Here is a 13,745-nt window from a genome sequence, read left to right as displayed (position 1 = left end):
GTTTTTTCTTGGATTATCTATTTTTTGCTCTATCATATGCTTTGATGAAATGACACCTGGTGGCAAGTTTACTCGTATTGAGTATGTTATCTGTAGGTCCTGCCAAGAATGCAACCAACCCTTGTAGAGTGGAATTAGTAGGTATCATGTTTTTTACCACTCCTATTGGTTCGGAGGTTCCCAACATAGCAGGTTCCCAGGATGAATTGGAGATTGATTGGGAGAGTGCTGCAAAAGATTTACTGGAAGAAAAATTAGGATCTGTCGTTTCGGTGAGAGTGGATACAATTTCATTGTTGGCATTTATTAATTCAAATGGGAAATTTTTTGCAAATGTCCATTTAGTGTACGCTTACAGATTTCTTCACCATCATAAACCTGTTACTGCATGGAAATTGAAACAACAGAATAACTTGATGGATAACGGTATAGACTATTATCAAGTTGGGACGGCTGGAGTAAGAAGTGCTAAAGCGGCCGTTTTAAATGCTAAAAGAAAAATTCTTAGTGGCTTGGAAAAAGAATTGAAGGAACAATGTAAAGAACATCAGTAAATAATTATGAAATATTTAATGCTATTTAATGCTTGGATTTTTTGTTTTGCAGGCATTGCAGATTCAAATGCCGTCGAAAGCAATATTTCTGTACTGGAGGGAATTGGTTATGAAATGACCAATCCCATTTCTGTAAAAGGAGTTAAATCAAGAAAAGAACTTGATGAATATTGCCGGAATTATGTATCACAACATCTTCCTTCTTATGAGATAGGAGATACGATGATTTATATTTTAGGACAAGATACTGTACTTGAATTGGAATGCCGGGAGAAGGAAGGAAGCGCAAAAGTTTCATTGTATTTTAACATCTCGGAGTATATGGATAAAGTTAAGAAACAAAATAAGAAGTCTAACTCTAAATTCTTAAAATCCGTGAAACCGATGGATTTCCCGGAAGGGATTTCCTTACGCAAGCCTATTGTATTAAAAAAGGCTGTCACCCGTGAAGAAGTACAGAAACAGCAAGAGCAATATTTGGAAAAAAAGTATCCGGGTTATAAAATCACCCGAAAGGAAACCTGGATTTTCCATAAGAAGTTTTTGGAGAGGGTGAGTTTGAAAAAAGATGACGAGGAATTAATCGTCAATTTTGATGTTTCCGATTATATGAAAGAGTATGAAAAGAAGCATCAGTTAAAGAAAATTCAATTGTCTCCTGGTGTAGAAAGAGTGGAACTGCAACACGCGCCCATTCCGTGAACCGTGAAGCAATTCCGCCGGGTTGGAGAGTCTGTTTTTTCTCCCGGATTCAACAGCAATCATATCAGGCTGTGCCGCATCGGAATCTTATGCCTCCTTTTCTTCCCGGAACCGTTTCAGAGGAATGGTGATGGTGAAGACGGTTTCCCGGTGGGGAGTGCTGGAGACGGTGATGGCGCCGTCGTGAGCCTCCACGGCGCGTTTGACGATGGAAAGGCCCAGGCCCGTTCCCTTGATTTCCGAGGAGTGGTGGGTTTCCACCCGGTAGAAGCGGTTAAAGAGGAAGGGAAGGCTTTCCGCGGGGATGCCTACGCCCGTGTCCGTGACGGTGATCACGCAGGCTTCCGGTGTTCTGGCCGCGGCCACAGTGACGGAAAGGCCCGGTTCCGTGTTTTGCTTGAGAGCGTTTTCCACCAGGTTGAACAGAACCTGCGTCCAGTAGAAGGGGTCCCCGTAGAGTTCCCAGTCCGGCGGAATGTTCATGTGCAGGGCGGCCTGTTTTTTCTCCCGGATGGAGTCCAGGCGGGAGAAGACATCATCTACGCAGGAGGTGAGGTGGAACCATTGTTCCTTCAGGATGGCCTTGTGGCCTGATTCCAGCTTGGAGATCATGAGCATGTCTTCAATGATGTTCATGAGCCGCTGGCTGTTCTGGTGCATGACGCCGATGAATTTGCGCGCCAGTCCGGGGCTTTCCTCCATCAGATTGTCTTCCATCAGGTTTTCCAGATATCCCACGATGATGGTGAGCGGGGTGCGCAGCTCGTGGGAGGCGTTCGCCACGAAGTCCCGGCGCATCTGGTTGGTGAGGTAGTTTTGCGTGACGTTGCGCAGCAGGATGCGTTTTTCCTTGATCGGGGTGTCCGTGATGGCGCTGTCCAGGTGCCACGCCGTGATGCCGTTTTGCACTCCGCCGGGGGAGTTGGCGGCGCTCAGCGTAAATTCCTTGGTGACGGGGCCATCCGTGTCAAAGGCTTCCTGAACATGCCCCAGCAGTTCCTGGTTGCACACCAGGGCTCCCACTTTGCGTCCTTCCAGCCTTTCTTCCTGAAAGAGTTCTTTGGCCAGCGTATTGGCCAGCACGATGTGCCCGGCGGGACCGATGAGCAGGAAGGCCTCACCCAGAGCTTCCAGAAAGCGCCGTTTGTCCACGATGGCCTGTTCCTGGGCTTCCTCTCCGCGTTTCAGCAGGCGTTGGGCGTCCCGCAAGGCCTTTTTCCGGGCTTTCATGGCGGACCGGCATACCTGGACCAGGTGCCAGTTCAGGTACAGGGAGGCCAGAACAAGGATGATGAGGATGTAGTCGATGGCCGACATGGAACCGGAGCGTTAGACCTCTTCCTCCGGGGGACGCCGCCCCGGCAGGGTAAAGCGGTAGCCGATGCTGCGGACGGTTTCAATGCAGTCCGCATAGGGTGCCAGTTTCTGGCGCAGCCGTTTCATGTGCGTGTCCAGCGTGCGGCTCTGGGCCTGGTGGCTGTATCCCCACACGCAGCTGAGCAGGTCGTTGCGGTTCAGGGTCTGGCCTTCCCGTTCAATCATGTAGATCATGAGCTTGAATTCCGTGGCCGTCAGGTCCACTTCCTCCTTGTCGATGTAGAATTTGAGGGCGTTTTTGTCAAACGTGAAGGGCCCGTATTCCGCGATGACGCTGCCCGGCGTGTGTTCGCACCGTTTCAGCACGCTGCCTACGCGCAGCACGAGTTCCTTGGGGCTGAATGGCTTGGTCACATAGTCGTCCGCTCCCAGCTCCAGTCCCTGGATGCGGTCTTCCGCCTGGGCCTTGGCGGTCAGGAAGATGACGGGAATGTTCTGCGTGCGGCTGTCCCGGCGCAGCTCTCTCAGTACGCCGTGGCCGTCCATGCCCGGCATCATCTGGTCCAGCAGAATCAGTTCCGGCCTGTCCCTGCGCGCCACTTCCAGCGCGGTCAGGCCGTCATAGGCCGCCAGGGGCGTGTGGCCTGCGCGTTCCAGGTTGTAGGCCACGAGGTCTGAGATGGCGTGATCGTCTTCAGCGATAAGAATGGTTGCCATGGCTGTTTTTTACGATGAAGGAAGGGGCGGTGTCCCGATATTAGATGTGACGATTCGTTCACATTTCCCCGTCCGGAAGGGTGTTCCGGACAGCTAAAGTCTTTCCTTATGCAAACAGACTGTAACGGAGGCGTTTCCGTTTTGCAAGACTGGCCTAGATTCAACTTCTCTTCCCTGCGTCATGTGATACACTTGTGCCGCAACAGTTATATTGTTATGCGAAGCGATAGAGTTAAAGCAGGGTTCGAGCGTGCGCCGCACCGCAGTCTGATGCGTGCCACGGGGATGACGGATGAGGATTTAAGCCGTCCTTTCATTGCCATTTGCAATTCCTTTAATGAGGTGATTCCGGGCCATGTCCACCTGAACAAGGTAGCCGCCCTCATCAAGGAGGAAGTGCGCAAGGCCGGAGGAACTCCCGTGGAGTTCAACCTGCCCGGCGTTTGTGACGGCATTGCCATGGGCCACGGCGGCATGAAGTTTTCCCTGGCCAGCCGTGAGTTGATCGCGGACAGCGTGGAGACGATGCTGAGCGCCCACGCGTTTGACGCCATGATCTGCATTCCGAATTGCGACAAGATTGTTCCCGGCATGATCATGGGCGCCCTGCGCTGCAATATTCCCACTATTTTCTGCAGCGGCGGCCCGATGGCCGCCGGCATGGCGGAGGACGGCACCGTACTGGACCTGAACAGCGTGTTTGAGGCCGTCGCCCGCTTCAAGGCAGGCAAAATCAATGCGGAGGAACTCCATTCCCTGGAATGCCGCGCCTGCCCCGGCGCCGGTTCCTGTTCCGGCATGTTTACGGCCAATTCCATGAATTGCCTGAGCGAGGTAATCGGCCTGGCCCTTCCCGGCAACGGTTCCCTGCTGGCTACTTCCGAGGAACGCAAGGAGTTCTGGAAGCAGACCGCGCGCCGCGCCGTGGAGATGGCGAAGGCGGACGGTCCCCTGCCGCGCGACATCGTGAACCGTGACGCCATCGACAATGCCTTTGCGATCGATATGGCGATGGGCGGCAGCTCCAATACCGTGCTTCATACGCTGGCTATCGCCCGGGAAGCCGGCGTGGAGTATGACCTCCAGCGCATCAATGACATTTCCAAACGCACCCCGAATATCTGCAAGGTGGCCCCCTCTTCCCGCTTCCACATGCAGGATGTCCTGCGCGCCGGCGGCGTGAGCGCCATCATTCATGAGATCGCCAGGATTCCCGGGGCTCTCCACCTGGATTCCATGACCGTGAGCGGAAAGACGCTGGGTGAAACGGTTGAAGGATGCGGCATTACGGATGAAACGGTAATCCATCCGCTGGAAAAGGCTTATTCCCGTGACGGCGGCCTGGCGATCCTGTTCGGCAACCTGGCCCAGGAAGGCGCCGTAGTGAAGAAGGCCGGCGTGCATCCGGACATGATGAGCTTCCGCGGACCCGCCGTGATTTTCGAGTCCCAGGAGGAAGCCTGCGAAGGCATCCTTGCCGGGAAGGTGAAGTCCGGCGATGTGGTCGTCATCCGCAATGAGGGACCCAAGGGCGGCCCCGGCATGCAGGAGATGCTGGCCCCCACGTCCTATATCATGGGGCAGGGCCTTGGCGCGGAAGTGGCGCTTATCACGGACGGCCGTTTTTCCGGAGCCACCCACGGAGCCTGCATCGGCCATATTTCCCCGGAAGCGGCGGAAGGCGGCCTGATCGGCCTGTTGCGGAACGGGGATATTATTGAGTATTCCATTCCGGACCGTACGCTGAACGCCCATTTGAGCGAGGATGAGATTGCACGCCGCCGTGCGGAGTGGCAGCCCACGTACAACAAGGTTTCCTCCTCCTGGCTGAGCCGTTACCGCCACCTCGCCACGAATGCCAGCAATGGCGCCGTTCTCCGGCGCGGGGAATAATGGCTCCCTTTTAAATGGCAGCCGCTTTCCCTGGTGGGAAAGCGGTTTTTTTATGCCTGCCTCCGGTTCACAGGCGGCTGGCAAGCGGTATGGCCGGATTAGCCTGCCCGGCAGGAATGAGCGGACGCCGGTACATTCATGCCGGAGGCGACCGCCATAAAAGGTCTGTCCGGTTAAAGCGGAACCGCTTCCCTCAACAGGAAGCGGTTCCTAATCAACAATTCATACTTTCCCGGGAAATTTTTCTATTTGGAGATTTTGAAGGGGCCGCCCATTCCTTCCGGGGAGAGAACGGTGGATTCATATTTGGTTGCCGAGTAGTAGCCCTCCGTTGCGGAAGTAAAGGTCATTTCTCCGGAGCTGGTGATGGTGGAGGGATGTTCCCCTCCGTCAGTCAGCGTCATGGAGAACCGGGCGGAAGCCGGACCCGGCGCATAGGAGTACGTTCCGGAAAAGCGGCCGTTCCCCGTTTCCAGCGTAGTGGGGGAGATGATTTTGTAGGAGACTCCATGGCCGTCCGTCATGCTGATGACGGAGCCTGTTTCCAGTGTTTGCGGGGGCTGGACTCCGGAGGAGTCCGATTTGCCGGAGCTGCCGCCGCAGGAGGCCAGCAGGACCGCACAGCCCAGCGTCAGGATGGGGCGGATTATTGTTGAAGAAGGCATGAAGAGAAGGGTTGAGGATTGCCTCCCCGGTCCCGTGGGGAACCGGGGAGACTGGAATAGGAACGCCCGTTAGAATGAGTAACTGACGGAGCCGTTGATTCCCTGGGCCGTCAGCCCGGCCCTGCTTTCCAGGGAGTACCCGATGCGGGCTCCCCATCTGCTGCCGAAGGCGGCGCTTACCCCTGCGTTGACGCGCAGGGCGGTGCGGCCTACGTTAACGCCGCGCGCCGTCCAGGTTCCCAGCTCACTGCTGACGGTTCCCTTGGGGTTGAGGCGGCTGAGGTCCTGCGCCACGGCAACCGTCACGCTGGGCGTCAGCGTGGTTTTGGCGCCTGCCGCATAGGTGCGGGAGAGAGTGACGCCTACGGGCAGCGTCCAGTTCTGGGCGCGTGCTCCGCTGAAGGTCCGGGCCAGGTCTCCGTGTTCGGAGAAGCTGTCCGTCTTCCCGGTCATGAATTCCAGCCCGGCAAACGGCGCGATGACCAGTTTGCTGCGGAGCTGTTCCGTCCAAGTGGCATAGACGGCGGCTCCGAAGGAGTCGGAATCAAATTTCCCGCTGGCGGAGGTGTCCGCCATGCGGGCCTTTCCGTCAAAGGACGTGGTGCCGAAGGCGGCATAACCGTCCAGGGCCAGCTTGGAAGCCCCTGCGGGCGTGTAGCGGCCGTAAAGCATGGCCATGAAGGAGTCCGCGTCATAGCTGGACAACCCTCCCTTGTCCTGGAAGGTTCCGTAGGACTGGCCGATGGCTACCCCAGCCAGGGCGGAGGAGGAGAGCTTGCAGTCCGCGCCCACGGCATAGCCGCCTGCGTCGTATTTGTAGCCGTCGATGCCGCTCCGTGCGCTCTGGTTCGTCCAGGAACCCAGTCCGCCCACCCATACGGAGCCGCGGCCTGAGGCCACCGGCGCCATGGCGATGGGGGAGCCCTTCGCGTCTGCGGACTGGATCGGCTTCGCCGCCGGAGCGTTCAGCCCCTGTGCGGCGGAAATGGCTCCCTGCGTCCTGCCCAGGGCGGCAAAGCCCTTGAGGGCGTCATTGGAGGCCCACGCCGCGTTGACCACGGTTTCACCGCTGACGGATTGAATCATGGCTGCCGCCGCGTCCGCGCTGGAGGTTCCCAGGAGGGTTTCAAAGAACCTGTGTGCGGCTGAACCGTCCCGGACTCCCGTCCGGGCCTGTTCCATGCCGGCTGCCGCGCCGGAGACGTTTCCGGAATATCCCTGCATGGGGGCGGCTACTCCGTGCATGTTCTGCGTCAACCGGATGGTTCCGTCTTCATGAAGTGCGGCGTTAGTGGAGACAAAGGCGGAGTTGAACAGGGGCAGTTCGCTGACATCGGCTCCGGTGATGGTGATGTTGCCCACGGAAGAAGTTCCGGCTGCGGTGTGGGTGAGGTCCCTTCCGTCGCCCGTTTCACCGGCATTCCAGAGCTTGATGGAGGAATGGCCGTTGAACGTGATGCCATTGAGGAGGAGGGAAGAGCCCTCGCCCATTTCAATCACGGCGTTTCCGTTGAGTTCCAGCGTGTCGCCGGCCAGGGTGGAATCCTCCGTCAGAATAACTCCTCCTCCGTTGATTTCATAGTCCGTCAGGTCTTTAACGCCCAGTTGCGCGCTTTCCAAGACCATGGTGTCATCCAGATGGCCCACGATCAGGGAACCGGCTCCGGAATCCTGGATGAATGTTCCTCCGAATCCGTTGTCTTCCGTGTCCCGGCCGCCGTAGAGCAGGTCGCCGCTGCCCGTCTGCACCAGCGTGGCGGAACCGCGCGTCCACGGACCGCCGTCAAGGGAGTAGTAGTCCGCGTCGGAAATCCCGCTGTTGATGATGGTGACATCGTCCGCGGCGGAGTCCACCAGGATGACGGAGCCGTCTTCGGCGAAAATGTCGTTGGCTTCTTCCCCGGCCATATTGCCGTCAAAGAAGGCTCCGGAGCCAATCAGAAGAAGACGGTCTTCCATCAGATGGATGGCCCCTCCCAGTCCGGCGGCGGTGTTGTCCGTGAAGGTGACATTTTTGCCTATCCAGATATTGGCGCCTTCATTTTCAAATAAGTCGTCCACATTATCGCCCTCCTGCATTGCAAGATTGGTCGTCAGCTCGGAGGCGATGGCTCCGCCGTTGGCCCCGGCCGTGTTGCCGGAGAAGACGGAACCGTTCCCTACCGTGATATCCAGCACTTCCGTGGTCAGTTTGGAGGTGCGTTCCCCGTTTTCATAGGTGATGGCCTCGGCAATGTTGTTCTGGGCGAAGACGGCTCCGCCGGACCCGGCGGCCGTATTGCCGATGAAGCGGTTGTTTTCTCCAATGAGAATGTCTCCGTGCGCGTAGAGGGCGCCCCCTCTGGAAATATCCATGGCGGCGGACCTGCCCGGGGCCTTGCTGTTCATGAACGTGTTGCTGCGGCCCGTGGTGATTTTGTTTTCACGTTCCGTAACGGTAACGGTTCCGTTGAGGATGTCTCCGTTTTCATCCGTGTCAATGATGCTGGCGTGGACGAGGCTGTTATCCGCATCGCTGAAGGCGCTCATGTGGTAGACGGACGCTTCTTCCGTTCCCTGATAGGTCACGTTGTCCCCTAGTATGATGGTGTTTTCCGCGGCTACGGTGGTCATGGTCAGCGTAGCGTTGTCGCCAATGACTACGTTCCCGCCATAAGTTCCTTCCGTGTATTCGCCGGAGGCCAGCACATAGTCGCCGTCCGCGTTCTGCTTGAGCGTTCCTTCAAAGGAGATGGTTCCGCGGGAGGAGGCGCCTTCGTCGTCAATGGCTCCCACCGTATCCCCGGCCCAGATATCGGCCATCTGGCTGCCGGAAAGGTCGTTGTCCCCGGTGATTTCAGTATTGCTGCCGATGTAGATGTCTCCGCCTTCCGCATAGATATCCACGTCGTCCAGCGTGGAATTGGCCCCGATGGAAACGGTGGCCTGGTCTCCTACTGCGGTGGTTATGCGGACGGTACGGGTTCCGTCTTCCCCTTCAGCCATGGAGAAGGAATTCAGTTCCACGGATACGGCATCCAGCGTGACGGATGCCAGCTTTGCCCCTTCTCCGATGAAGATGGAGCCTTTCGCGTCCATGTCATAATTTTCAATGGAGCTGCCGCTGCCGATGGCGATGTCGCCATACAGCCCCATGGATTCTTCCGTGCTGGTTCCCGGCAGGTAGGCCCCGTCTTCATCTTTTCTGGTAATGCCATGGGAAAGGACGAGGGCTCCCGTCGTAATTTCCGCCCGGTCCGTGGCTTTCAGGATGCTGTTGTTTCCCAGCAGTATTTCGCCGCCCGTGAACCGGTCTCCATCGCCTGCGGTGCTCAGATCGGTATCCGTCATCGTCACGGCTCCCGCGCTGAAGTCAATTCCTCCGCGGGCGCCCACGGATTCCGACTGGCCGATCAGAGTGCCGGACTCTTCGTTTTCGTAAACGGACGTGGTGTTGACGGCGCCTGTGGAGACGAGGGTGGAATCAGCCAGGGCAATATCTCCATGGGAGACAATTTGGCCGCGGACTCCGTCATTCATGGATAAATCCATTTCATTGATTTGGACGTCTTTTCCCAGCTCCATGGCAATTTCTCCCGGTGTGATAGTGACCACCGTGGAGATAAAGGCCCCTGTTTCTGGGTCCAGTCTGGTTTCTATGGAGGTGGCGTGGCTGGTGACGACGTCGTTCCGGTTGAGAATGGCTCCGTCTCCCGCCACCAGCTTGTTGTTTTCCAGGACAAGCCATGTGCCGTCCAGGGTGGAGCCGTCTTCTATGGAAAGGGTGTTTCCGGCGTCGCTCCGCCCGCTGAGCATTCCTTCCGTCATGCTGCCCACGCGGACGGTTCCTTCACCGTCCACATTTAGATCCTGCATCTCCACGGCGGACATGTCCTTGTAGTTGAAGTTGGAGATTTTTCCATGCCCGTCTGATTTGAGGACGATGGCAGCGTCTGCGGGCAATGCGCTCAATTCTATTCCTTCAAAATCGATGGAGCCGGTAATGTTCAGCGTGTCTCCATTGGCCATCTGGTTCCAGGCGGCCTGGAATTCTTCCAGGGTGGAAGCTGTATATTCGGCGGCGAAGGCCTGGCTTCCAAGGACGCACATGGCTGCCAGCAGAGCCCGGCGCAGCGGGAGGGGTAAACGAAGATTCATGATTTGTTATATTCAGATTAATTTAAAGAAAAGTGGAAATGGGTGCCTTTTCCCTGCTGAATTTCTATGTACAGGATTGTTAATCCTGTGCGTCTGAATATATTCCGTCCGTTTTCCCGCCTCCGGCGCATGAACGGCGCGTTGTGCGGCGGAAGATTGAATCCACGGCTTATCTAACAAATAGATTTTTATTTGTACATAAGAAATTGGCCGTTAAAAGGGATTAATAGATGAAAATATTGTAATTTTTTTCTTGCTAACAGGATTAACAATCCTGTGATGTATCATGCATTAATATCAAAAACATGGTGTTCGGAATGGCGAAACATGGAGAAAACCGGAATAAATATTTGGCGGCGGAAATGTTGTTGAAAGGAAGCGGTTTGAATATGCTGGATGCAGCCAGTCTGGCCGTGGAATTGCTGAGCCTGTGCGGGGGGCGCCGCAGCATGCGCCGGGCCAGAAAGGCAATTTTCCTGGGAGCGGAGGAATTGAGGAAAGGGGAAAAGACGGTTTCCTTTTCCGCCGCCGTGGAGGAGACGCTGAGGGCGAAGCGCGGGCTTCGTCCCACAACGCTGCGTGATATCAGGTATTTCACCGGAGCCTTGATGCGGAGGTGTCCGGAATTGAAGGATTTTCCGGTCCGGAAACTGACGCCGGAGCATTGCGCGCGTTTTTTGGAAACTGCGTTTTCCTCCCGCAGACAGCGTTACAAGGGCCGTGCAGTGATGAGCGGCGTGCTGTCCCTTTCCCTGCGGCGCGGCTGGTGCGGGGAAAATCCCATTGTCCGGGTGGAACCTCCTGCGTTCCGTGAACGGACCATCGCCGTTCTGGTCCCGGAAGAAATAAAAAGCCTCCGGGATGTGGTGGAAATTCCTGAATTCCGTGACTGCGCTCCGGCGGTCTGGGTCATGCTGTATGCCGGCATCAGGCCGGGGGAAGTGATGCGTCTCCGCTGGAATGACGTGGATATGGAAGAACGGGTCATTTCCGTAAGGTCCGTAGCCAGTAAGACGGGGGGAGCCCGGCACGTCACCATTCATGCCGTGCTCCGGCGGCTTCTGGCGGAATACGGGGCAGGGGAGCGGGATGGCTTGCTATGCCCTCCCAACTGGCCGGTGCGCTGGAGGCTGCTCCGGAAAAAGGCCGGGTGGGGCGTGCATCACCGCTTCGGGGAATGGAGCGCGGATGCTCTGAGGCATACCTATGCTTCCTATCATGCCAAGTGGTTCCGGGATTTTCCCCTGCTTCAGATGGAGATGGGGCACCGCTCCTCCTCCCTGCTGCGGGCGCGGTACCTGAACATGGAGGGAGTGAGCCGCGACAGGGCACGCCTGTTCTGGGAAGTGCCGGAACACGGAAGGAAAAAGCGGATCGTGCATTGCTGAAAAGGGAACGGACCGTTCCGCAGGTTTTCCATGAAAAAACAGCCGTTCAGCTACCGTGGCGGGAGAAGGGCGGCATGCAGGAATTCCCGGTTTTATTCCCTGGGCAGGAAGTAGCCGCGCTGTTTTTCCGAGATGGGCATGCCTAGGCGTTCCATGACGGCCAGCATGTCTTCCCAGACCTTGCGTTTTTCCCGCGGGCTGTCTGATCTCAACAGGTAGCTGGGATGGTAGGTAACGCGCACGGGAATGCCATTGAGGTCGTGGAACCTGCCGCGCATGGAGCTGACGGAACCCTGTATCCCCAGCAGCCCCACGGCGGCTGTCCCGCCCAGGGCTACGATCATCTTCGGCTGGATGACCTGGATTTCATTCATGATGATGGGCAGGCAGGCTTCAATTTCTTCCGGCGTGGGGGCGCGGTTGTTGGTCCGCTGGTTAGGCAGCGCAGGACGGAATTTGACGATGTTGGAGATGTAGACCATGTCTCGGGAGAGTCCCATGGCCTTCAATATCTGGTTGAGTTTTTCCCCGGCGCGGCCCACAAAGGGCTCCTGCTGCACTTCTTCATAATAGCCCGGCGCTTCCCCGATGAGCATGAGCTCCGTATGGGGATTGCCCGTGGCAAAGACCATGGTGTCCCGCAGGGAATTGAGCTCCCGCGCCGGCTGCCAGTTCTGCGCCAGATCCCGCAGGTATTGCAGCTTGTCTTCCATCGTCCCTTCCGGGAGAGCGACGGTGGAGGCCGGTTCCCGGCTCTCCGGAAAGAGCTCCGGCGGTTCCGGTGCCCCGGAAGATACGGAGGCCGGGGCAGGTTCCGCCTGGGGCGGCGGTTCAGGAGAAACGGGGGGAGAGGGTGGAGCTGCGGGAACGGCAGCGGCGGGGCGGCTTCCCTGTTTGGCGGTCACGTACCACGTCCTGAGAACGTTTCTGGCTTCATCCGTCAGGCTCGTGCGCGTTGTTCCCTGCTGGATCAGGGAATCGAGATAATGGCGGAAAAGGCTGTTCGGCGTGGCGGTCATGGGAGGATAAGGCCAGATTAGTCCATGAGAGGCCGTCTGTCACGACGATTTGCAGGGGCCCTTCTTTCCTCATGGAGCGCTCCGCTCCGGGAAATGACACGGTAAAAGATGGAATCCTTTGTGAGGGAAGAGGCAAATTGGGCTTCTCCGGTTCAGGCGTGGAAATGGCCTTGGGCAGCCGGCTCTCTCAAATTTTATTTAATCTTCCTATGTCCTTTTCTGAAGAATTAAACGGTCTGATGGACCATCCCTCTTCCCTGGTGCGCCGCTTCATGGCATTGCTGGAACCGGTGGACGACGCCCGCCTGGAGGCGATGGCGCAGGAGAGCCGCCGCCTGACGCGCCTGCATTTCGGCCGGACCATCCGTCTCTTTGCCCCCATTTACCTGTCCAACGAATGCATCAATAATTGCAAGTACTGCGGTTTTTCCCGGGACAACCCCATCATCCGCACCACCCTTACGGTGGATGAAGTGGTGCAGGAGGCCCGCTACCTGCACGGGCTGGGCCTGCGCAGCATCCTGCTGGTGGCCGGGGAGCATCCCAAGTTCGTTTCAGACGGGTACATGCAGGAATGCCTGGACGCGCTGCATTCCTTTATCCCCTCGCTGGGGCTGGAAATAGGACCGCTTCCGGACGACCGCTATGCGGAAATCGTCCACCATGGGGCGGAACAACTGGCCGTGTACCAGGAGACCTACAACCGGGAGGTGTATGAAACCCTGCATACGGCGGGCATGAAGAAGAATTTCAACTGGCGGCTGGATTGCCCGGAACGCGCCTACCAGGGCGGCTTCCGCCGCATTCAGATAGGCGCCCTGTTCGGCCTGTCCCCCTGGCGGCGGGAGGCCATGGCGCTCGCCGCCCATCTGGACTATTTGCAGAAGCATTGCTGGAAGTCCGCGCTTTCCGTGGCGTTCCCGCGCATGCGTCCCTACGCCGGGAATTACGAGTATGAACCCGATCCGGAACTGATGCTGGACGACCGCCATTTTGTCCAGCTTATGGCCGCCCTGCGCATCTGCTTCCCCAGGATAGGCATGTCCGTCAGCACCCGTGAACCCGCGCCGATGAGGGATGCCCTGATGCATCTGGGCATGACCCACATGTCCGCCATTGCCCGTACGGAACCGGGGGGCTACACGGGGGTGGGAACGGCCACCGCCCATTTGACGGTGCGGGGAAACCAGGTGGACCTTCCCGAGGACCGGAAAGGGCGCTGCAAGGCAACGGAGCAGTTTGAGATTTCCGACCAGCGCACTCCGGAACAGGTGGTCGGCGCCATCCGGAATGCGGGCCTGGAGCCTGTCTGGAAGGACTGGGACGCCGCGCTGGATGTGGTGTAAAGGGAGT

At 57.4% G+C, this 13,745-nt stretch carries 10 protein-coding genes; 5 read left to right on the top strand and 5 right to left on the bottom strand.

What is annotated here, in order from left to right; genetic code table 11:
- Positions 1-83 precede the first annotated feature (83 nt).
- On the top strand, positions 84-554 hold the full coding sequence (locus M8N44_RS08545; RefSeq protein WP_146019180.1) for a hypothetical protein: 471 nt from the start codon (positions 84-86) through the stop codon (positions 552-554).
- A 6-nt stretch (positions 555-560) separates the two neighbouring features.
- Complete coding sequence (locus M8N44_RS08540) at positions 561-1,256, top strand: hypothetical protein (RefSeq protein ID WP_102728670.1); 696 nt, start codon at positions 561-563, stop codon at positions 1,254-1,256.
- Positions 1,257-1,343: 87 nt separating this feature from the next.
- Here the strand turns inward: M8N44_RS08540 and M8N44_RS08535 are convergent, their stop codons facing one another.
- Entirely contained in the window at positions 1,344-2,573 is a 1,230-nt protein-coding gene (locus M8N44_RS08535; RefSeq protein WP_102721231.1) for a sensor histidine kinase, read from the bottom strand.
- 12 nt (positions 2,574-2,585) lie between these two features.
- Positions 2,586-3,290, bottom strand: a complete 705-nt coding sequence (locus M8N44_RS08530) for a response regulator transcription factor (RefSeq protein ID WP_022398179.1) — start codon at positions 3,288-3,290, stop codon at positions 2,586-2,588.
- Between the two features lie 216 nt (positions 3,291-3,506).
- On the opposite strand from M8N44_RS08530, the gene ilvD reads away from it, so the two are divergent.
- Positions 3,507-5,183, top strand: a complete 1,677-nt coding sequence (gene ilvD, locus M8N44_RS08525; RefSeq protein WP_022398178.1) for a dihydroxy-acid dehydratase — start codon at positions 3,507-3,509, stop codon at positions 5,181-5,183.
- Between the two features lie 245 nt (positions 5,184-5,428).
- Here the strand turns inward: ilvD and M8N44_RS08520 are convergent, their stop codons facing one another.
- Entirely contained in the window at positions 5,429-5,848 is a 420-nt protein-coding gene (locus M8N44_RS08520; protein ID WP_022398177.1) for a hypothetical protein, read from the bottom strand.
- A gap of 69 nt (positions 5,849-5,917) precedes the next feature.
- Positions 5,918-9,985: an autotransporter family protein gene (locus M8N44_RS08515; protein ID WP_102728671.1), complete on the bottom strand. Its 4,068-nt coding sequence runs from the start codon at positions 9,983-9,985 to the stop codon at positions 5,918-5,920.
- Between the two features lie 389 nt (positions 9,986-10,374).
- Between M8N44_RS08515 and M8N44_RS08510 the strand changes: the two genes are divergently transcribed.
- A complete protein-coding gene (locus tag M8N44_RS08510) occupies positions 10,375-11,373 on the top strand; it encodes a tyrosine-type recombinase/integrase (RefSeq protein ID WP_249853094.1) in 999 nt (332 codons plus the stop codon).
- Positions 11,374-11,465: 92 nt separating this feature from the next.
- Here M8N44_RS08510 and M8N44_RS08505 read toward each other — a convergent pair whose 3' ends face one another.
- Positions 11,466-12,392, bottom strand: coding sequence for a uracil-DNA glycosylase (locus tag M8N44_RS08505; RefSeq protein WP_022398174.1), 927 nt, complete (start codon positions 12,390-12,392; stop codon positions 11,466-11,468).
- Positions 12,393-12,601: 209 nt separating this feature from the next.
- On the opposite strand from M8N44_RS08505, the gene thiH reads away from it, so the two are divergent.
- Positions 12,602-13,738 (top strand): 2-iminoacetate synthase ThiH, encoded by a 1,137-nt coding sequence (thiH, locus tag M8N44_RS08500; protein WP_022398173.1) that lies wholly within the window; start codon positions 12,602-12,604, stop codon positions 13,736-13,738.
- Positions 13,739-13,745: the final 7 nt, after the last annotated feature.

Source organism: Akkermansia massiliensis, assembly GCF_023516715.1.
Classification (GTDB): domain Bacteria; phylum Verrucomicrobiota; class Verrucomicrobiia; order Verrucomicrobiales; family Akkermansiaceae; genus Akkermansia; species Akkermansia massiliensis.
The sequence above is the reverse complement of the archived record's forward strand: the minus strand, read 5'-3'. Positions and strand labels throughout refer to the sequence as shown.

Bases quoted from the DNA above. Each gene is read 5' to 3' on its own strand.
- M8N44_RS08510 (WP_249853094.1), top strand. From the start codon at position 10,375: ATGCTGGATGCAGCCAGTCTGGCCGTGGAATTGCTGAGCCTGTGCGGG.
- ilvD (WP_022398178.1), top strand. From the start codon at position 3,507: ATGCGAAGCGATAGAGTTAAAGCAGGGTTCGAGCGTGCGCCGCACCGC.
- M8N44_RS08540 (WP_102728670.1), top strand. From the start codon at position 561: ATGAAATATTTAATGCTATTTAATGCTTGGATTTTTTGTTTTGCAGGC.
- M8N44_RS08535 (WP_102721231.1), bottom strand. From the start codon at position 2,573: ATGTCGGCCATCGACTACATCCTCATCATCCTTGTTCTGGCCTCCCTG.
- M8N44_RS08530 (WP_022398179.1), bottom strand. From the start codon at position 3,290: ATGGCAACCATTCTTATCGCTGAAGACGATCACGCCATCTCAGACCTC.
- M8N44_RS08520 (WP_022398177.1), bottom strand. From the start codon at position 5,848: ATGCCTTCTTCAACAATAATCCGCCCCATCCTGACGCTGGGCTGTGCG.
- M8N44_RS08515 (WP_102728671.1), bottom strand. From the start codon at position 9,985: ATGAATCTTCGTTTACCCCTCCCGCTGCGCCGGGCTCTGCTGGCAGCC.
- thiH (WP_022398173.1), top strand. From the start codon at position 12,602: ATGTCCTTTTCTGAAGAATTAAACGGTCTGATGGACCATCCCTCTTCC.
- M8N44_RS08545 (WP_146019180.1), top strand. From the start codon at position 84: ATGTTATCTGTAGGTCCTGCCAAGAATGCAACCAACCCTTGTAGAGTG.
- M8N44_RS08505 (WP_022398174.1), bottom strand. From the start codon at position 12,392: ATGACCGCCACGCCGAACAGCCTTTTCCGCCATTATCTCGATTCCCTG.